At 54.0% G+C, this 19,872-nt stretch carries 20 protein-coding genes and 1 tRNA gene; 14 read left to right on the forward strand and 7 right to left on the reverse strand.

What is annotated here, in order from left to right; all coding sequences use genetic code 11:
* Positions 1-5: 5 nt before the first annotated feature.
* The 5 genes from PFRI_RS00700 to PFRI_RS00720 all read right to left on the reverse strand — a co-directional run bounded on the left by PFRI_RS00700 (position 6) and on the right by PFRI_RS00720 (position 3,751).
* A complete protein-coding gene (locus PFRI_RS00700; protein ID WP_245812180.1) occupies positions 6-623 on the reverse strand; it encodes a class I SAM-dependent methyltransferase in 618 nt (205 codons plus the stop codon).
* 2 nt (positions 624-625) lie between these two features.
* Positions 626-2,422, reverse strand: coding sequence for an IlvD/Edd family dehydratase (locus PFRI_RS00705; RefSeq protein WP_111445405.1), 1,797 nt, complete (start codon positions 2,420-2,422; stop codon positions 626-628).
* Positions 2,423-2,485: 63 nt separating this feature from the next.
* Positions 2,486-2,571 (reverse strand) — tRNA-Leu (locus PFRI_RS00710).
* Between the two features lie 104 nt (positions 2,572-2,675).
* Positions 2,676-3,230 carry a tetratricopeptide repeat protein gene (locus tag PFRI_RS00715; RefSeq protein ID WP_072628849.1) on the reverse strand — a complete coding sequence of 185 codons (555 nt, stop codon included), beginning with the start codon at positions 3,228-3,230 and terminating at the stop codon, positions 2,676-2,678.
* Positions 3,231-3,277: 47 nt separating this feature from the next.
* Positions 3,278-3,751: an Lrp/AsnC family transcriptional regulator gene (locus tag PFRI_RS00720; RefSeq protein WP_072628850.1), complete on the reverse strand. Its 474-nt coding sequence runs from the start codon at positions 3,749-3,751 to the stop codon at positions 3,278-3,280.
* A 113-nt stretch (positions 3,752-3,864) separates the two neighbouring features.
* On the opposite strand from PFRI_RS00720, the gene putA reads away from it, so the two are divergent.
* Genes putA through PFRI_RS21775 form a run of 4 tightly spaced genes read left to right on the forward strand, consistent with a single transcriptional unit; the run spans position 3,865 to position 9,778 of the window.
* Positions 3,865-7,299: a bifunctional proline dehydrogenase/L-glutamate gamma-semialdehyde dehydrogenase PutA gene (gene putA / locus PFRI_RS00725; protein WP_072628867.1), complete on the forward strand. Its 3,435-nt coding sequence runs from the start codon at positions 3,865-3,867 to the stop codon at positions 7,297-7,299.
* Between the two features lie 41 nt (positions 7,300-7,340).
* Positions 7,341-8,084 carry a rhomboid family intramembrane serine protease gene (locus PFRI_RS00730; RefSeq protein WP_072628851.1) on the forward strand — a complete coding sequence of 248 codons (744 nt, stop codon included), beginning with the start codon at positions 7,341-7,343 and terminating at the stop codon, positions 8,082-8,084.
* Between the two features lie 27 nt (positions 8,085-8,111).
* Entirely contained in the window at positions 8,112-9,155 is a 1,044-nt protein-coding gene (locus PFRI_RS00735; protein WP_072628852.1) for an aldo/keto reductase, read from the forward strand.
* A gap of 2 nt (positions 9,156-9,157) precedes the next feature.
* Positions 9,158-9,778, forward strand: a complete 621-nt coding sequence (locus tag PFRI_RS21775; protein WP_072628853.1) for a methylated-DNA--[protein]-cysteine S-methyltransferase — start codon at positions 9,158-9,160, stop codon at positions 9,776-9,778.
* Here PFRI_RS21775 and PFRI_RS21230 read toward each other — a convergent pair.
* Complete coding sequence (locus PFRI_RS21230) at positions 9,775-9,939, reverse strand: hypothetical protein (RefSeq protein WP_170124830.1); 165 nt, start codon at positions 9,937-9,939, stop codon at positions 9,775-9,777. The two genes, PFRI_RS21775 and PFRI_RS21230, sit on opposite strands and share 4 nt — an antisense overlap.
* 195 nt (positions 9,940-10,134) lie before the next feature.
* Between PFRI_RS21230 and bcoG the strand changes: the two genes are divergently transcribed.
* The 4 genes from bcoG to PFRI_RS00760 are packed head-to-tail and all read left to right on the forward strand — an operon-like array spanning position 10,135 to position 13,833.
* Entirely contained in the window at positions 10,135-11,046 is a 912-nt protein-coding gene (gene bcoG / locus PFRI_RS00745) for a 3-dehydrocarnitine:acetyl-CoA trimethylamine transferase BcoG (RefSeq protein ID WP_072628854.1), read from the forward strand.
* A 10-nt stretch (positions 11,047-11,056) separates the two neighbouring features.
* Positions 11,057-11,599 (forward strand): lipocalin family protein, encoded by a 543-nt coding sequence (locus PFRI_RS00750; protein WP_084649545.1) that lies wholly within the window; start codon positions 11,057-11,059, stop codon positions 11,597-11,599.
* A 9-nt stretch (positions 11,600-11,608) separates the two neighbouring features.
* A complete protein-coding gene (locus PFRI_RS00755) occupies positions 11,609-13,078 on the forward strand; it encodes a carnitine 3-dehydrogenase (protein WP_072628855.1) in 1,470 nt (489 codons plus the stop codon).
* A complete protein-coding gene (locus tag PFRI_RS00760; RefSeq protein WP_072628856.1) occupies positions 13,075-13,833 on the forward strand; it encodes an SDR family oxidoreductase in 759 nt (252 codons plus the stop codon). The genes PFRI_RS00755 and PFRI_RS00760 overlap by 4 nt, the downstream gene beginning before the upstream one ends.
* Here the strand turns inward: PFRI_RS00760 and PFRI_RS00765 are convergent.
* Entirely contained in the window at positions 13,830-15,014 is a 1,185-nt protein-coding gene (locus tag PFRI_RS00765; protein ID WP_072628857.1) for a BaiN/RdsA family NAD(P)/FAD-dependent oxidoreductase, read from the reverse strand. The genes PFRI_RS00760 and PFRI_RS00765 overlap by 4 nt on opposite strands.
* Before the next feature lie 226 nt (positions 15,015-15,240).
* Here PFRI_RS00765 and ftsW point away from each other — a divergent pair, with 226 nt between their 5' ends.
* The 6 genes from ftsW to PFRI_RS21445 all read left to right on the forward strand — a co-directional run.
* On the forward strand, positions 15,241-16,404 hold the full coding sequence (ftsW, locus tag PFRI_RS00770; protein ID WP_072628858.1) for a putative lipid II flippase FtsW: 1,164 nt from the start codon (positions 15,241-15,243) through the stop codon (positions 16,402-16,404).
* Entirely contained in the window at positions 16,404-17,507 is a 1,104-nt protein-coding gene (locus PFRI_RS00775) for a UDP-N-acetylglucosamine--N-acetylmuramyl-(pentapeptide) pyrophosphoryl-undecaprenol N-acetylglucosamine transferase (protein ID WP_072628859.1), read from the forward strand. Before ftsW ends, PFRI_RS00775 begins: the two co-directional genes overlap by 1 nt.
* 11 nt (positions 17,508-17,518) lie before the next feature.
* Positions 17,519-18,931, forward strand: coding sequence for a UDP-N-acetylmuramate--L-alanine ligase (gene murC / locus PFRI_RS00780; protein ID WP_072628860.1), 1,413 nt, complete (start codon positions 17,519-17,521; stop codon positions 18,929-18,931).
* A gap of 38 nt (positions 18,932-18,969) precedes the next feature.
* Positions 18,970-19,224, forward strand: a complete 255-nt coding sequence (locus PFRI_RS00785; RefSeq protein ID WP_072628861.1) for a DUF2484 family protein — start codon at positions 18,970-18,972, stop codon at positions 19,222-19,224.
* Positions 19,221-19,472: a DUF2484 family protein gene (locus PFRI_RS00790; protein ID WP_072628862.1), complete on the forward strand. Its 252-nt coding sequence runs from the start codon at positions 19,221-19,223 to the stop codon at positions 19,470-19,472. The genes PFRI_RS00785 and PFRI_RS00790 overlap by 4 nt, the downstream gene beginning before the upstream one ends.
* Before the next feature lie 114 nt (positions 19,473-19,586).
* Positions 19,587-19,872, forward strand: a 286-nt coding sequence (locus PFRI_RS21445; protein WP_217653398.1) for a hypothetical protein, incomplete at its 3' end; no start/stop codon positions are given.

Here is a 19,872-nt window from a genome sequence, read left to right on the forward strand (position 1 = left end):
TGTCTTTAGTTCGTCATGAATACATCGTAACGTGTTGATTTTCCGAGGATTTGATGCGAACAGCTTGGAATGCCTTCAATTGGATCACCCTTGGCGGGCCACTTCAGAACCACCCTTTGGCGCGCATGTTTTAACGCAACGCGCATCAAGTCAGCGGCGTCTTCGTCTGTTCCTACAATCTCGCGTACTTGGCGCAGTTCTTGCTTCACGAGGGCGGTGGTTTTGCGTGGCGGATGCATAGGGTCGATCAAAATGGCTTCGCCAGAAAGCGTCGGGAGCAAGTCTTTTGCGTCCCCATTCAGCAAAGTCATGCGCGCGATAATGTCAGCGAACACACCGCCCTGAAGCCGCGCGTCCTCCATTCCTGCTTGCAGGAGTTCGTGCATACGCGTGGAGCGTTCGATCATTGTGACCTGAGCGCCCAAAGACGCGAGCAAGAATGAATCGCGTCCTAAACCTGCTGTTGCATCAATGACTTGCGGGGTTTTACCAGAGCGAAACCCCATCGCTTTGGCCAAGTCCTGACCGCGCCCACCACCAAAACGCAAACGATGCGCGACGGCACCGCTGACGAAATCAACACGCAGTTCAGACTTTTGCAGGTCTCGCTTGGGCCGTGGCACGCTTAGTGATTGTCCCGCGGCAATCCTTTGCGCGCCACGTCTTTGTAGTTATCTGCGCCGCGCAATGTCATGCCTTTGTCGAAAGGCTCTACCAACTCGCGGAAATATTGCTGCCAAGGCGTTTGGCTTTCTGGCACCGCAAATCCGCCTGCTGCAATCAAAGCTTCACGTCGGGACGCGTATTCATCCTCGGAGATCAATATGTTGGCGCTGAACTCATTGAGGTCGATGCGGATCGTATCACCCGTTTGAAGCACGGCAAGACCACCATTATCCGGCGCTTCTGGGGCTGCGTTCAGGATCGAGGGCGAACCAGATGTGCCAGACTGACGACCATCTCCGATGCAAGGCAGTGCCTCCACACCAGCTTTCAAAAGATACGCAGGCGCACGCATGTTCACGACTTCTGCGCCGCCCGGATATCCCTTGGGACCTGCGCCGCGCATCACGAGTATGCTGTTTTCATCAATCTTTTCAGAAGGATCATCGATCCGGTGGTGATAATCCTCGGGGCCGTCAAACACCACTGCACGCCCTTCAAAGGCATTCAGATCATCGGGATTGCTCAGGTAACTCTTGCGAAACGCTGGGCTGATCACGGATGTCTTCATGATTGCGCTGTCAAACAAGTTGCCCTTGAGATTGATAAAGCCCGCGGCCTCTTTCAGAGGTGCCGCAATTGGCAAGATCACATCATCATTAGTGGATGGGCGCAAAGCGCAGTTTTCGCCTATAGTTTTGCCGTTGGCCGTTACCAAATCAGGGTGCGGCAATAATCCGTCACCAAGCAAAGCACTCACCACAGCAGGGACGCCACCCGCACGGTGGAAGTCTTCGCCAAGGTATTTACCCGCAGGCTGAAGGTTAACCAAAAGCGGCACGTCATGGCCGACGCTTTGCCAGTCGTCGTTGCTTAACGGGACGCCCAAATGCCGTGCAATGGCATTCAAATGGATAGGGGCATTGGTGGAACCACCAATCGCAGAGTTGATCACAATCGCATTCTCAAACGCCTCACGGGTCATGATGTCTGAGGGACGCAAATCTTCCCATACCATCTCCACGATACGTTTGCCTGTTTCGTAGCTGATTTGACCACGCTCACGGTAAGGCGCTGGAATCGCGGCACTTCCAGGCAGCTGCATGCCCAAACCTTCGGCCAAGGAATTCATCGTGGTCGCTGTGCCCATCGTGTTGCAATATCCAACAGAGGGTGCAGAGGCGGCGGCGATTTCCATGAAGCCGTCTTCATCAATCTCGCCTGACGCAAGCTTTTCCCGCGCTTTCCAAATCACCGTGCCAGAGCCAGCGCGTTCGCCGTCCCACCAACCGTTGAGCATTGGGCCAACAGACAACGCGATCGCCGGAATGTTAACCGTTGCGGCGGCCATAAGGAGAGCAGGGGTCGTCTTGTCACAGCCAATCGTCAGCACGACACCGTCAACAGGATAGCCATACAAGGTCTCGACCAGGCCTAAATACGCAAGGTTGCGATCCAACGAAGCGGTCGGGCGTTTCCCTGTCTCCTGAATTGGATGCACAGGCATTTCCAAAGGGACACCGCCCGCTGCAATAATGCCGTCGCGCACACGCTTGGCCAGCTCGATATGGTGGCGGTTACAAGGGGATAGATCGCTGCCCGTCTGCGCAATCGCGATGATCGGTTTGTTGCTTTGCAGTTCTTCGCGCGTCAGCCCGTAATTCAGATATCGTTCCAAATACAACGCCGTCATTTCGCGGTTCTCAGGGTTGTTAAACCATTGGCGTGAACGAAGATCGTTTGGCTGCATATTTGGCATTCTCAAGTCCTTTGGCATCTGTGTTTATTCGCGCAAAACCGCATTTCCACGCCTAAAAATAAGTGGTGCGGGCGGGGGGACTCGAACCCCCACGGGCATTCGCCCAACAGATTTTAAGTCTGGTATGTCTACCATTCCATCACGCCCGCAGACGGATTGAGCCCGTAGGTCCAACCCTTAGCGACATCTTTAGCGCCCTCTGGCAATGATCACAATGCGAATAGAGGGCGTGTAATGTGGAAAAAATACGCGGCTAAAGATCTGTTTTTGTCGCGGGCATTTCGCCCTTTAAAAACTGCCGTTCTTTCAGCCATGGATTGAGCGCAAGTGCTTTGCGCAGTGCAACCTGCGCTTCTTCGTCACGTTGCAGGCCAATCAAGGTTAAAGCCTTGCCTGAAATCGCGGCAATGTGGTTCGGTGACAGTGCGATTGCTTTGTCGAGTTCAATCAGGGCCGTGTCATATTCCTGTCTTAGAAAATGCGCGAAAGCCTTTTGATTGTAGCCTTCGGCGTAATTCGGGCAATAGGCGATAAGATCCTCAAAGACAGAAATTGCGCCTGCGAAATCATAGCCCTCGCGTCGCGACATGCCTTCATCCAGAAAGGCTTGGGCCCGCGCGTCTGGCGCATCTGCCCAAAGTTCCCACATCCGGTTTGAGATTGCTTGCGCTGCGCGTTCATCCGTTGCGATTTGTGCGGATGTGATCAATTCGCTCAATTGTAACGAATGATCCGGTGCCGCAGGGCATTGTGCGAATGCGCTGCTTGCTGTGCAGGCGAAGAGGGCGGCGATGACGTAGCTTTTCATGAGGTCAATGATGGCGTTAAATGGTCATTCGTCAAGTAAAGCCTTTGTTAAAGCGCAGTGCTGCTTTCCTCTTTGACCGCTTGCATCGCCACATAAGTCGATGTGCTCGCGACATGTGGCAAGGTCGATAGCTTTTCTGCCAAGACTTGCCGGTAACTGCTCATATCTTGCACGCGCACTTTGAGGAGGTAGTCGAAATTACCAGCAATCAGATGAGCTTGCTCAATTTCTGGGATGGCGAGAACGGCTGTGTTAAACGCGGTCAGCGCTTTCTCGCGGGTGTCCGATAAGCGAATTTCTACGAATGCGACATGCTCGCGCCCCAGTTGGATCGGGTCCAACATCGCGCGATAGCCTTTGATGATCCCTTGTTCTTCAAGCCGCTTCAAGCGCGTTTGCGTCGGTGATTTGGACAATCCGATTCGACCTGCGAGATCCGTTACGCTGATGCGCCCTTCGGCGGCGACAACGGCAAGAATCTTACGGTCAAAGCTGTCCAGATCGGAGCGGTTCATTTGCATCGAGTTTCTCCTATATTTTGATCTAAATGACTTGCATTCTGACGCAAGTCAAACAAAACTAATTGCCTGTTTTGGATAAGCTGCAAAAAAACCCTGAAGCGAAGGTGTGCAAAATGACCCTCAATATTCCATGTTACCCCGCTATCGATGCGCATACGTTTGCCGAGCAATCTGAGCGTGTCGAAGCGCTTGTCGATATGGCGCAGCTGACAGCGCAAGATCGCAAAGCGATTTCTGGCGATGCCGCTGCACTGATCACTCAAATTCGCGGCGCAGATAATCCAGGTTTGATGGAGGTCTTTCTCGCTGAATATGGTTTGTCCACCGACGAAGGCGTCGCGCTGATGTGTTTGGCCGAGGCTTTGTTGCGCGTGCCGGACGCCGAAACCATCGATGCGTTGATCGAAGACAAGATCGCGCCATCGGATTGGGGGCAGCATTTGGGGCAATCGGCATCCTCTTTGGTGAACGCGTCCACATGGGCGTTGATGTTGACAGGTCGTGTCTTGCAAGACGAACAGCCTGGGCCAGTGGGGCATTTGCGCGGCGCGATCAAGCGTTTGGGCGAGCCGGTTATTCGCAAAGCGGTCAGCCGCGCGATGAAGGAAATGGGCCGTCAGTTTGTGTTGGGTGAAACCATCGTCAGTGCTATGGAGCGGGCTTCCAAGATGGAAGCGAAGGGCTTTTCATATTCATATGATATGTTGGGTGAGGCGGCGAAAACGGATGCTGATGCCAAGCGATATCACCTTTCTTACAGCCGCGCGATTTCTGCGATTGCTCAAGCGTGCAACTCAGCTGATAGCCGCGAAAACCCCGGCATTTCCGTAAAGCTATCCGCTTTGCACCCGCGCTATGAAGTGGCGCAACGCGAACGCGTGATGGAAGAACTCGTACCGCGTCTACGCTCTCTCGCGCTTTTGGCGAAATCGGCAAATATGGGTCTTAACATCGATGCAGAGGAGGCGGATCGCCTCACGCTTTCGCTCGATGTGATCGAAGCGGTGCTCAGTGAAAAAGCGCTTAAAGGGTGGGACGGGTTTGGCGTCGTCGTGCAGGCTTACGGCCCGCGCGCGCCTTTTGTGATTGACCATTTGCATGCTCTCGCCACACGTCTTGATCGCCGCATCATGGTACGTTTGGTCAAAGGCGCTTACTGGGATACAGAGGTGAAACGCGCCCAAGTTGAAGGGCTTAGCGGTTTTCCTGTCTTCACATCCAAAGCCGCGACGGACGTGTCCTATATCGCTTGCGCGCGCAAATTGCTGGGCATGACTGACCGGATTTACCCACAGTTCGCAACCCATAACGCGCACACTGTGAGCGCGATTTTGCATATGGCGGCGGATGCTTCGAACTATGAATTTCAACGTCTTCATGGCATGGGTGAGGCGATGCACACCATCGTTATGGCCGCGCAAAAGACCCGTTGTCGTATCTATGCGCCTGTCGGCGCGCACCGCGATTTACTGGCCTATCTCGTTAGGCGTTTGCTTGAAAACGGTGCAAACAGTTCTTTCGTGAACCAGATTGTTGATGAGGATGTCAGCCCCGAAGAGATTGCAGTCGACCCGTTTGAAGCGGCTTTGAGCGCGGACAATTGGCTTGCGACGGGGCCCGAACTTTTTGCACCAGAGCGTGTGAACTCCAAAGGATTCGATTTGAGCCATACGCCAGATCTTGAACGGATCGAGGCAGCGCGCGCACCCTTTGAAACGCATGAATGGCAGGCATCTTCGCTTATCGCAAACGCGGCGCAAGCGGGCCAGACCGTCGCTGTTTCCAATCCATACGATCCAAATCAGACTGTTGGATCTGCGACGCTTGCTTCGCCTCAACAAATCGAAGCTGCGCTGAACGGGGCGTCGGCTTGGTCCGAAGGTCCAGCCGAATGTCGCGCGATCTTGCACAAGGCCGCTGATCTTTATGAAGAGCACTACGGTGAACTGTTCGCGTTGCTTGCACGTGAAGCCGGTAAAACCTTGCTTGATTGTGTCGGAGAGCTGCGTGAAGCCGTTGATTTCCTGCGTTACTATGCAGAACGCACGACGAATGAGACACCCATCGGCACCTTTACATGTATCTCGCCGTGGAACTTCCCGCTCGCCATTTTTACAGGTCAAATCAGCGCAGCGCTTGCTGCGGGCAACGCAGTTTTGGCGAAACCCGCCGAGCAGACACCTTTGATCGCGCATTTTGCCGTATCGTTGCTGCACGAAGCAGGTGTGCCGCGCGCAGCCTTGCAATTGATCCTTGGGGCAGGGGATGTGGGGGCCGCGCTTACGTCCGATCCGCGTATTGGCGGCGTAGCATTCACAGGCTCAACCGAAACCGCAAAGCTGATCCGCACGAACATGGCTAAACACCTCTCTCCGGACGCGCCTTTGTTGGCGGAAACAGGTGGTCTTAACGCGATGATCGTCGATAGTACGGCATTGCCGGAACAAGCGGTCACAGCAATTGTCGAAAGCGCATTTCAATCTGCAGGTCAACGCTGCTCTGCTTTGCGGTGCTTGTATGTCCAGGAAGACGTGGCCGACACGATGCAAGAAATGTTGATCGGCGCGATGAAAGAATTGTGCCTTTCAGCACCTTGGGATCTTCGTACAGACGTCGGTCCGCTTATTGAGGCAGAGGCGCAAATCCAAATCTCGGATTATGTGGCAACTGCGCGCGCCCAAGGGCGGGTTTTGTATGAGCTCGACCAGCCGGAAAAGGGCCATTTCGTGCCGCCTGCTTTGATTGACGTGAACGGAATTGCAGATTTAGAGCGCGAAGTATTTGGTCCCATCCTTCACATTGCGCGCTTCAAGGCCAGTGAGTTGGATCAAGTCATTAACGATATTAACGACACCGGGTATGGGCTGACATTTGGCCTGCAAACCCGCATCGATGACCGGGTACAGCACGTTTCCGAGCGCATCAAAGCGGGCAACATTTATGTAAACCGCAATCAGATCGGCGCGATTGTTGGCTCGCAACCCTTTGGCGGTGCTGGTCTTTCTGGGACAGGTCCAAAAGCAGGTGGTCCGCTATATTTGTCGCGTTTCCGCAAGGTGGATGCACTGCAAAGCGATGGGGCCTTAGATGGTGACATGTCTTTGGATGAACTTAACGCAGCGCTAGACGCTGAAAGACATGCACCGTCAGTTGTGAAAGATGTGTTGCCTGGACCAACCGGTGAATTGAACCAATTGAGCCGCCACGCGCGTGCGCCGTTTCTTTGCATGGGGCCAGGTGTGCAAGCTGCCACTGCGCAAAAAGAGGCTGTTATTGCCTTGGGCGGCCGTGCAATTATCGCGCAGGGTGTGATCGCGCCCGATGCTTTGGTCGACATACAAGGCATTTCCGGTGTGCTCTTTTGGGGCGACGTTACATCAAAACGTGCGTATGCACAGGCTCTGTCAAAACGTGATGGCGCAATTTTGCCGTTGCTTAGCGGCATGCCAAACGCGAGCTACGTTCTTGAAGAACAACATCTTTGCGTGGACACGACAGCCGCAGGCGGGAATGCGGCCTTGCTCGCAGAAAGCGCGCCAGATGCGTAAGTGCTCTTGACGTTTGGGCGGGCAAACATCAGCCTGCCCAAATGCTACCTATTCGCGATCACAACCCGTCAGGGCGTCGGCCCTATGTCACCTACACGTTGATTGTTATTAACGTGTTAATTTTCCTCGCTTTTAACCTCAGTCTTGGGGAAGGGCGGGCGTTGAACCTGTTCTTTTATGAATGGGGCATGGTGCCCGCGCAAATTTCTGCGGGGCAGGATTACTACAGCCTTGTGACGTCGCAGTTCTTGCACAGTGGCATTATGCACATCGGCGGTAACATGTTGTTTTTGTGGATCTTTGGCGACAATATGGAAGATGAGATGGGCCATATCCCGTTTTTGTTGTTCTACCTCGCAAGCGGTGTTTTCGCAGCCCTCGCGCAGTGGATCGTGGAGCCAGCGTCGCAAGTTGTGACCATCGGTGCTTCGGGTGCGATTGCGGGTGTTATGGGTGGATATCTTTTGCTGTTCCCCAAGGCGAAAGTGGATATCCTGTTGATATTGATCGTATTTTTCAAAATATTCCCAATCCCTGCGTGGATCATGCTGGGCGTTTGGTTCCTATTGCAAGTCGGCAATGGCGTGATCTCGGACCCTGATCTTGGCGGCGTGGCGTACTGGGCGCATGCGGGCGGCTTTGTGGTCGGGTTACTTCTGACGATCCCTGTATTCATACGTTTGGGCGGATTTGCCTTTTGGGAGCGTACCCATGGTATGCCGCCCCATCCTGAGGCCGAATATGATCTGAGTAAAACTGGCGTTCCTCGCGTGCGCCGTAAATAAATTGCCTTTTGAACAAGGACTTACCCTATGAAAATGAACCCACTTGGCCGCACTGGCATTCTGGTGCCAGAGCTTTGCCTCGGCACGATGACATTTGGCACCCAAACCCCAGAAGCGGAGTCGCATGAGCAAATTGATGTTTCACTCGAGGCGGGTTTGAATTTCATTGATACCGCCGAAATGTATCCGGTGAACCCGCTCAGCGCTGAAACGCAAGGGGATAGCGAACGCGTTTTGGGTACTTGGTTTGCCGAGTCAAAACGCCGCGATGAGGTGATTTTAGCAACAAAACATTCCGGTAATGGCATCAAATATGTGCGCGACGGGGCTGACATCAATGCCAAAAGCATTCCCGAAGCGATTGAGGGATCGCTCAAACGTTTGCAAACGGACTACATCGACCTTTATCAATTTCACTGGCCCAATCGCGGCTCTTATATGTTCCGCAAAAATTGGACCTTTGATCCCTCCAAGCAAGATCGCGCAAAGACGCTTGATGACATGATGGGTGCACTTGGTGCTCTGCAAGATGCTGTAGATGCCGGTAAAATCCGCGCGTTTGGTCTGAGCAATGAAAGCGCTTGGGGCACATCTGAATGGCTGCGCTTGTCCGAAGCAGGGCATGGGCCGCGCGTGGCCTCTATTCAAAATGAGTATTCTTTGTTGTGTCGGCTCTACGACACAGACCTAGCAGAGCTAAGTGTCAATGAAGACGTTGGTTTACTTGCCTTTTCCCCTTTGGCGACGGGTCTGTTGACGGGTAAATATCAACAAGGTGCCATTCCGGATGGCTCGCGTCGCTCCATTTCTGCGGAACTTGGTGGGCGTGTGTCTGATCGTGTGTTCCCAGCGGTTGATGCATACCTAGAAGTTGCGCGCACGCACGAACTTGACCCTGTTCATATGGCGCTCGCATGGTGCCGGACGCGTCCTTTCATGGCGTCGGCGATTTTCGGAGCGACTCGCACGGCTCAACTAAAGCATATCCTTGCATCTGTTGAGGTAACGTTAAGCCAAGAGGTTTTGGACGCTTTGAATGCAGTGCATCATCAGCATCCGATGGTTTATTAAGCGTGACGCAGCTTGGCTTTGACTTGGGGCCAGAACCCTTGCCCCAAATCGAGGCCGCGTTCAAAACGGCCCATGATTTTGATCGGGCTTTGAGCACTTGGATGGGCCCTCAAAAAGGCGTCTCTAAGCTGTTTGCCCACCCAATCAATACACCGCTGGGGACAATGGTGGCAGTTTGCGATGCTGCACAACTTCATCTTTTGGAATTCGCAGATCGTGTGGAATTGCCAAAAGAATTGAAGAAGTTAGGAGCTGAAATCGGTGCGATTTCGCCTGGCCAAACAAAGATCACGCGCGCCTTGCTAGATCAATTAGCGCGCTATTTTGACGGAGGGCTGGAACAATTTGATGTGGCGCTCGCTTTGCATGGAACAGAGTTCACCAAAACCGTTTGGAACGCTCTGCTCAAGCTGCCTTTTGGCACCACAACCAGTTACGGGGCATTGTCCGAAAGCTTGGGAAATCCCGACGCTGTGCGCGCGGTTGCGCGTGCGAATGGGGCCAATCAGATCGCCATTCTCATTCCCTGCCATCGCGTCATCGGCGCGGATGGCACTTTGACGGGCTATGCGGGAGGGCTTTGGCGCAAACGCGCGCTTTTGGCTCTCGAATCAAAGCCTTAAGAGCCGTAGACGGCTTTGCGCGCGATTTCTGGAATGTCGCGGTGATAAATGTCCAAGTCCAGCGCATCGTGAATGCTCAGACGTTTCAGTTCTGAAACTGTTGCATGATATTGTGCCGCTTTGCGTGCACGGGTCTTCATCGTCTCAATAAAAGCAATCATTGCCATATCCTTTGGTTTATTTGTCTTAGGCAGATATGGCCGTTCTGTTAGCGCAAACAACCACTGTGCGTGCAAGCCTGCTTTGCGTTCAGTGCAGGGCTAGGGCGAAGAATTTTGCATCAGGTCGCTTTTGTGGTTTCGCAAGTCTTGGTTTCGCGGCACGCTAGGGAAAATCTTCAAACAAAGAGCCACGCTATGCCCCTGACTATGAACAAAGAAGTCTTCATCACATGTGCGGTCACCGGATCAGGCGGAACGCAAGATCGCAGCCCACATGTGCCACGTTCGCCCAAGCAAATCGCAGATAGTGCGATAGCAGCGGCCAAAGCAGGGGCAGCGGTTGCGCATTGTCATGTTCGTGATCCCGAAAGTGGCGCACCTTCGCGTGATCTGACCTACTACCGCGAAGTGACGGACCGCATTCGCGACGCGGAGGTGGATGTTGTTCTAAACCTAACGGCTGGTATGGGCGGGGACATCATGTTTGGCAGCGCGGAAAAGCCATTCCCGACGGCTGCGGGGACTGACATGGTCGGTGCAACAGAACGCGTCGCGCATATTGCGGAATGCTTGCCCGAGATTTGCACCCTTGATTGCGGCACGATGAACTTTGCCGAAGCAGATTATGTCATGACCAATACCCCCGGTATGCTGACTGCCATGGGGGGCATGATGACCAAGCTAGGCGTCAAACCAGAGATCGAGGCATTTGACACCGGACATCTATGGTACGCCAAACAGCTTGTCGCGGACGGTGTGTTAGACAGCCCCGCGCTGGTGCAGCTTTGCATGGGCGTGCCTTGGGGTGCCCCTGATGATCTAAATACCTTCATGGCGATGGTGAACAATGTTCCTGACGACTGGACGTTTAGTGGTTTCGGGTTAGGACGTAATCAGATGGCTTATGTGGCCGCGTCGGTTCTTGCGGGTGGAAACGTACGTGTCGGACTTGAGGATAATCTCTGGCTCGATAAGGGCGTACTCGCAACAAATGAACAATTGGTTGATCGCGCGGTGACAATTATCGAAAACATGGGTGCGCGCGTGATTGGCCCTGAGGCTGTGCGCGAAAAACTTGGTCTGACCAAGCGCGCCCCTTCAAAATAGGAGAACGCAAATGCGTCTCATACTAAAAGCATTCACCGTCATCTTGCTGATGTCGCTCGCGCTACCTGCGAGTGCTGAGAAGTACCGTGACACATCTGCTCCAATGGCAGTGGAGGGAGCGCTCGATCTCAACCGTTACCTTGGCAAGTGGTATGAAATCGCGCGCTTTCCGAACCGTTTTGAGCGTGGTTGTGTCGGAGTCACTGCAGAATACTCCATGCGCCCAGATGGCGATGTGCGCGTGTTGAATACATGCCGCGAAGGCGCGCTGAATGGCAAAGTCACGATTGCAGACGGCAGCGCGCGCGTTGAAGCGCCGGGGCGTTTGTCTGTGACGTTTGTGCCTTGGTTGCCGTTTGCACGCGGCGATTACTGGGTCCTTTACGTGGCACCTGACTATAGCCTCGCGGTGGTTGGAAACCCTAAAGGAACCACCGGGTGGATCCTCGCGCGCACACGCCAAATCAGTGCGAAACAGCGCGCTTTGGCCGAAACCATTTTGTCCAATAATGGATATGATATCAAACAGCTAGAAGATGTTCTTCAGAAATAGGATTAAGGTATGACCAAGACAGCAGCGATCGTCGGCGGCGGCGTGATTGGCGGCGGTTGGGCCGCGCGCTTTATGCTCAATGGCTGGGACGTGAAGATCTTTGATCCCGATCCGCAGTCCCAGCGCAAGATTGACGCTGTCCTTGAAAATGCGCGCTGTGCGCTGCCTGGTCTTACGGATATCGCTTTACCCGAAGAAGGGTCGATAACCCATTGTGATACAATCGCAAAGGCCGTTTCTGGGGGCGAGTTAATCGTCGAAGCCGTTCCAGAGCGATTGGATGTCAAACACAAGGTCTACGCCGAGATCGAAGCTGCTAACACGACGGGCATTATCGCGTCTTCGACGTCTGGTATCATGCCCAGCGATCTTCAGAGTGAGCTGAAAAATCCTGAACGCCTGATCGTCGCGCATCCTTTCAACCCAGTGTACTTGCTTCCGCTGGTTGAGCTGGTCGCAGGCAAGCAAACTGATGAGGCACACATCGAAAAGGCCAAAGAGATTTACTCGTCGATTGGCATGCATCCTTTGCATTGCCGCGTCGAGATCGAAGGGTTTTTGTCAGATCGTCTTCAAGAAGCCCTCTGGCGTGAAGCTCTGTGGCTTCTCAAGGATGGTGTCGCAACGGCCGAAGAACTCGACGCCGCAATCGCATATGGTCCGGGCTTGCGTTGGGCGCAAATGGGCACAATGCAAACGTTCCACCTTGCGGGTGGCGAGGGTGGCATGCGCGCGATGCTCGCGATGTTCGGCCCGTGTCTCAAGTGGCCTTGGACCAAGCTGATGGATGTGCCTGAGTTGACGGATGACTTTGTCGAAATGGTCGGCGATCAATGTGACACGCAATCTGGCGCACTGACACCCCGCGACCTTGAGCGTGTGCGCGATACCAACCTCGTCGGAATTATCCGTTCTTTGCGCGGTGGTGATTGGGGGGCTGGCGCGACTGCGAAATCTCATGATGCACAGTTGGCCAAGCTGAATGGCTTGAATGTCAAAGCTGCGGATCTTGATGAACACCAACAAATCGTCACGTCCAAGCGCACCGTTCCGCTCGATTGGGTGGATTACAACGGTCACATGAACGAAGCGCGGTATTTGCAGGCCTTTGGGGATGCAACTGATAAGTTTATGGAAATGATTGGCTGTGACAGCGACTACATCGCCACGGGCGGCAGCTATTTTACGGCTGAAACCCACATTCGACACATCGATGAGGTGCGTGCAGGTGCGCGGATCGACGTGAAAACGCAAGTTCTTCTCGGGGAGGGGAAAAAAATGCATCTTTGGCATGAGATGTATGAAGGCACTCGTCTTTTGGCGACGGCTGAGCACATGCTGATTCACGTAAGCCTTGAAACACGCCGGCCTTCAAATCCGAGTGGGGCCATCGAAACGGCGCTCACGCGCATCGCCCAAGGTCACGCCGCACTGCCACGTCCCGAGGCGGCTGGCGCTTCTGTGGGTGTGCGCGCGTGAAAACAGTCCTTGTTACAGGGGGCGCAAGCGGCATCGGATTTGCGATGGGGCAAGCCTTTGACAATGCTGGTTTTCAGGTTTGGGTCACAGATGTTGATGCGAACACACTGGCGGCGTGCCCTACGCATTGGCATCGTTCCGAGGTGGACGTCTCTGATGAGGTGCAAATGGCCGTGCTTTTCGAAGATATCAGTCGTGTGTGGGGCGGTTTGGATGCGGTCTGTGCCAACGCTGGCATCGCAGGGCCAACTGCAAAAGTCGAAGACGTCGCGCTCAAGGATTGGAACACATGCCTTGCCATCACGCTTGGTGGCGCATTTCTGACAGCGAAATATGCAAGCCCGTTGATGAAGCAGGCGGGCAGGGGCGCGATCATTCTGACCTCCTCTACCGCAGGGCAATACGGCTATCCAAATCGTGCGCCTTATGCGGCTGCAAAATGGGGTGTGATCGGTCTGATGAAAACCCTCGCGATGGAGCTTGGTCCGTTTGGTATTCGCGCGAACGCAATCTGTCCTGGTGCCGTTGAAGGACCGCGCATGGAAGGCGTGCTTAACCGCGAGGCCAAAGCAAAAGGCATGACGCGCGATGAGGTCTATAAGGGTTATGCCAGTGGCACTTCTCTAGGTGCATTTGTCAGCGCAGAAGACATCGCAAATATGGCGGTATTTTTGGCTGGTGAAGGTGCCAAGATGGTTTCCGGGCAAGTGATTGCGGTTGATGGACACACGGAAAACCCAGACCCAAAAGTCTAGCTTGTTCGCTGTGCAATCGCTGTCCCTGCGGCCCAACCGCTCGACCATGCCCATTGGAAGTTATATCCGCCTAACCAACCGGTTACGCCCATTGCTTCACCTATCACATAAAGCCCTTTGACCGCTTTGGCTTCCATCGTTTTTGAAGAAAGGCCATCAGTGTCAATCCCACCCAGTGTAACTTCGGCGGTGCGATACCCTTCGCTCCCTGTTGGGCGTTGTTCCCAGTTGCGAAGGTGGCTGCAAAGTTGCTCGAGGGCTGCGTCAGATTGATCGCCAATGCGGCCTTTGATCTGCATCTCGTCGCTTAAATGTTGAACCAATCGCGCAGGATACTGCTGGGTCAAAATGGTTGTGATATCGCGTTTGCCTTGCTCTTGGCGCGCTGTCCTTAGGATTTCAAACAGCGTCCCATCTGGATCCAGATCCAAGCACACAACATCCCCTTCGCACCAATAAGAGGAGGCTTGCAAAATCGCTGGTCCGGACAGCCCACGATGCGTGAATAAACAGGCTTCTTCGAACTCTGTGCCGTTCGCGCTTGCACGCACTGGTGCGCTCACCCCTGAAATAGGCGCATATCTTTGATCGCTAAACGTGAGTGGCACCAATGCAGGGCGTACATCTGTCAGCTCTAAACCGAATTGCGTTGCAAGCTCATACGCCAGCCCTGTGGCCCCCATCTTTGGGATCGATTTTCCGCCACTCGCGAGCACCAAGTTTTTCGAGCTCACATTGATCTGTGTGTCTTCGCGTTTGAGGGTCAGTTCAAAAGTGTCACCGTTTCGCACGACTGAAGCGACAGAGGTTTTCAGCCAAATTTCAGCGCCAACACTCTGCATTTCTTGTAGCAGCATCGCAACGACTTGCTTGGCTGAACCGTCACAGAACAGCTGACCTAAAGTTTTCTCGTGCCATGCGATTTGATGCTTTGCCATCAAGTCGATGAAGTCCCATTGGGTGTAGCGCTTCAATGCAGACTTGCAAAAATGAGGGTTTTTAGAGATAAAATTCTCAGGTTTGGCATCCAAATTTGTGAAATTACAACGTCCGCCTCCTGAGATGCGAATTTTTTCGCCCGCGGCTTTGGCGTGATCGATGACCAGCGTGCGACCACCTGAATGCGCCGCGCACATCATCCCGGCGGCGCCTGCACCGATTATGACCGTATCAAATTCCATGACTCTCACATGCACAACAACACAGCTAAACTCAAGTGCTTCATCTTTCCTTTAAACTTCCGCCGGAGGCACAGTGCATGGCTTCAAGCCATGCTTATCAAGCATGCCGCTTAGCGGCATTCCGCAGGGTCTCACAAACAACACTGGCAATTATCGCGCTGATTCGCTAAACGTGGGATCAGATCCTGATAAACAGGGCACAACAGGCAACGATCAGCGGTGATCTATGACAGAAATGGTATATGGCAGCGTTCCCGTACGGGATGGCGAGCCGATCCTTCCAAAATGGTGGCGCACTGTCGACAAGTGGTCGATGTCGTGCATCCTTATTCTCTTCGGCATTGGGCTTTTGCTCGGGCTTGCGGCGTCTCCGCCGCTTGCGGCTAAGAACGGGTTTGAACCGTTTCATTATGTCCAGCGCCAAGCTTTCTTTGGCGGGCTCGCCCTGACAGCGATGCTGATAACTTCAATGCTGAGCCAGATTATCGTGCGTCGTCTTGCGGTTGTGGGCTTTGTCGCGGCGTTCATTGCGCTGATCCTGCTTCCTTTTTTCGGCACTGACTTCGGCAAGGGGGCGACCAGGTGGTATTCTCTTGGCTTTGCGTCTGTGCAACCTTCTGAATTTCTCAAGCCCGGTTTCATCGTCGTAGCTGCTTGGATGATGGCCGCTTCGCAAGACATTGGCGGCCCTCCGGGACGGCTTTGGTCTTTCATCTTGGCTGTTACGATTGTTTTGATCTTGGCGATGCAGCCCGACTTTGGCCAAGCCGCTCTCATCCTTTTTGGTTGGGGCGTAATGTATTTTGTGGCAGGTGCACCCATGACGCTCCTTTTGGCCATTGCAGGGCTCGTCGTTGTGGGCGGCATGGTCGCTTATAATAACTCTGAGCACTTCGCGCGCCGTATCGACGGCTTTCTCTCTACGGATGTGGATCCGACCACGCAGCTTGGATACGCCAGTAATGCCATTCGAGAGGGTGGTTTCTTTGGTGTTGGCGTCGGTGAAGGCGAAGTAAAATGGTCGCTTCCTGATGCGCATACGGATTTCATAATCGCGGTGGCTGCTGAAGAATATGGGCTCATCCTCGTGCTCTGCATTATCGCGGTGTACACGAGCATTATCGTGCGCTCGCTCTTGCGCCTCATGCGTGAACGCGATCCGTTTATTCGCCTTGCTGGCACAGGGCTCGCCTGCATGTTTGCAGTTCAGGCAATGATCAATATGGGCGTTGCGGTGCGCTTGCTGCCTGCCAAAGGCATGACGCTTCCTTTCGTGAGCTACGGTGGATCCTCCTTGATCGCAGGCGGCATCGCAGTCGGCATGTTGCTTGCGTTCACGCGCACACGCCCGCAAGGCGAGATCGGTGACCTTTTAAGAGGACGTAAGTGATGAGTGAAAAAGCGCCACTTTTGGTGATCGCGGCTGGCGGAACCGGAGGGCATATGTTTCCGGCTCAAGCGCTTGCAGAAGCAATGTTGCGCAAAGGATGGCGCGTAAAGCTGAGCACCGATGCACGTGGTGCACGCTACACAGGCGGGTTTCCTCACACGGTAGAGATCGAGCAAATCGCCAGCGCCACTTTCGCGCGAGGCGGAATTTTGGCCAAGCTAGCAGTCATTCCGAAAATCGCAGGCGGCGTTATCGGCTCTGTCTTTAAGATGCTTGGCGACAAGCCTGATGTGGTTGTTGGCTTTGGCGGCTATCCCTCAATCCCAGCACTCGCGGCGGCAACGATCCTAAGACGCCCTCGAATGATCCATGAGCAAAACGGTGTTCTTGGCCGCGTGAACCAAGTCTTTGCCAAACGTGTAAGCGGTGTAGCCTGTGGAACGTGGCCAACAGAATTGCCCGAGGGCATCGATACCGCGCACACGGGCAACCCCGTGCGCGGCACGGTGTTAGAGCGTGCGGGCGCAGGCTATATTCCTCCCGGCGATTACCCAATGAGCCTTTTGGTCATGGGCGGCTCGCAAGGGGCGCGCATCTTGTCTGATGTGGTTCCGCCTGCAATCGCAGCCCTTCCGCTTGATATTTTGCAAAACCTGCGTGTCAGCCATCAGGCGCGTGATGAAGACGGCGAGCGTGTCGTACAATTTTACGCAGAACATGGTATCAATGCAGACGTGCAACCCTTCTTTCATGATGTGCCCAACCGCATGTCGGAAGCACAGCTGGTGATCAGCCGTGCAGGGGCTTCGTCAGTGGCAGACATCTCTGTGATTGGACGCCCTTCCATACTCGTGCCGTTTGCCGCGGCAACAGGGGATCATCAAAGCGCCAATGCACGCGGTCTGAGCGATGCGGGTGGGGCAATCGTGATGCCTGAGAGCACATTCACGGTCGAAGCATTGAGTGAGCAACTTGCTTCTGTTTTGACCAACCCAGACGGGGCACAACTTATGGCCAACGCCGCACTGAGCTGCGGCAAGCCGGATGCTACAGAACAATTGGTCGCCTTGGTCGAGACCCTCGCGACCCCACAAAGTACATGAAAGACATTGCTATGAATGCAGCGCACACACTTAGCCCACCTACGAAACTTCCAGGTGATGTGGGGCCGATCCACTTTGTTGGTATTGGGGGCATTGGCATGTCTGGTATCGCTGAAGTGTTGCTGAACCATGGCTATGTGGTCCAAGGCTCTGATCTTAAAAGTTCGCCCATTACCGAGCGTTTGGAAAAGCTGGGCGGGCATATCTTTGTGGGTCAAAAGGCAGAAAATCTGGAAAGTGCCGAAGTCGTGGTGATCTCTTCCGCGATCAAACCGGGCAATCCGGAGCTGGACGAAGCGCGCTTGCGCGGCTTGCCCGTTGTGCGCCGCGCAGAGATGCTCGCGGAGTTGATGCGTCTCAAGCTCAATATCGCCGTTGCAGGAACGCACGGCAAGACAACAACAACCACAATGGTCGCGACATTGCTCGATGCGGGCAAGTTTGACCCGACAGTTGTGAATGGTGGCATCATCCACGCCTACGGCTCAAACGCGCGCATGGGGCAGGGCGAGTGGATGGTTGTGGAGGCTGACGAGAGCGATGGCACGTTCAACCGCTTGCCGGCGACAATTGCGATTGTAACCAATATCGACCCTGAACATATGGAGCATTGGGGCACAGAGGAAAACCTGCACAAAGGCTTTCTCGATTTTGTCTCTAACATCCCGTTTTATGGCCTCGCGATCTGCTGCACCGATGATACAGATGTTCAGACGCTTGTGGGCAAAGTCACCGACCGCCGCATTGTGACCTACGGCTTTAACGCGCAAGCTGATGTGCGCGCCGTGGGGCTTCACTACAAAGCAGGTGTGGCGCATTTCGATATTCATTTGCAAAATGAAGATCAAGTGATCGAAGGCTGTTCCTTGCCTATGCCTGGGGATCACAACGTCTCTAACGCTTTGAGCGCTGTCGCTGCCGCGCGTCACCTTGGGATGTCAGGTCCGGAAATTCGCGAGGCCTTGGCGGCCTTTGGCGGTGTGAACCGTCGCTTTACCAAAGTCGGTGTAGTGGATGGGGTGACGATCATTGATGATTACGGCCATCACCCGACAGAGATTGCGGCTGTGCTCAAAGCCGCGCGTCAATCTTGCGAAGGGCGCGTGATCGCTGTGCATCAACCACATCGCTACACACGTTTGCATCACCACTTTGAAGATTTCTGCGCCTGCTTTAACGAGGCTGATGTGGTGGCTATCACCGAGATTTATGCCGCTGGTGAAGACCCGATTGAAGGCGCGTCGCGCGATGATCTGGTGTCCGGTCTGATCCGTCACGGACACCGCCACGCGCGCTCTATCACGACGCAGGATGATTTGACCAAGCTTGTGAAAGAGCAAGCCAGCGCAGGCGACATGGTTGTGTGTCTGGGCGCTGGTACGATCTCGGCTTGGGCCAATGAATTGCCTGCACGTTTGGGCTAGGGGCGCGAATTTTCTAGAAAATTCAGGGGAACAGTAGGATGAGTTGGTCACTAATGTCTGGTGCGGTTTATGTGCTCTGTGCGGCGGTTGTCGCGATGTTGCCAATCCGGCGTCAATATTGGCCTGCCGGGATTATGCTGCTCGCAGCGCCACTACTTCTTGCGTTCATAGGCTATCAACACGGCTGGTTCTGGTTCGTGCTTGGCATGCTCGCGTTCCTATCAATGTTTCGCAATCCTTTACGATACCTGTGGAAAAAATCACGCGGTGAGCACGTGGAGTTGCCGGAATGAGCACGTCTTTAGTCTTGGCTTTGCTGTGGTTAGTGACGGCCAACGTGATAGCGATGTTCCCGTCCAAGGACCACCACTGGCGCAATGCGTATATGCTGATCGGGCTTGGTGTTCCGTTATTGGGGTTGGTGTTTTGGCAGAATGGTGTCTGGGTTGCTTTGCTGGTTTTGTTGGCTGCGATGAGCGTTTTGCGCTGGCCTGTGATCTACTTGGTGAAGTGGGTTAAGGGGTTGGTGAATAAGGCCTGATCTGTTTCGCGCGCGAAACATTTATTATTTATTAACAGATGGTTAATGGGTGCGTGCGGTGTGGTACGCATAAATCCCCTTGTTGCGTGATGAAACAATGCGCAAATTGCGTCTATGATCAGCGCAAAAGATATCAAAGACAGAGACAGCCTAAAGCAATGGCTTAAAGAATGGCCAGACTCGCAAGGCATGGACGAAGAGGCCGCGCGCAAAGTTGCCGTGACCATCGCGCATCGCGTTGCAATGCGGGTATTTCCTATTACTTGGAAATGGTTTTCAAGCGAAGCTGCGCGAAAACGTGATTTGACAGCTTTGCCATTTTTACGATGTAGTCTGATCTCAGGGGTTGCCTGCAAATATCCAACCCCTGAGATCAAGAAGGCCGCCGACGCCGCCACCG

The sequence above is a fragment of the Planktotalea frisia genome, assembly GCF_001890925.1.
In the GTDB taxonomy this organism is placed as follows: Bacteria; Pseudomonadota; Alphaproteobacteria; order Rhodobacterales; family Rhodobacteraceae; genus Planktotalea; species Planktotalea frisia.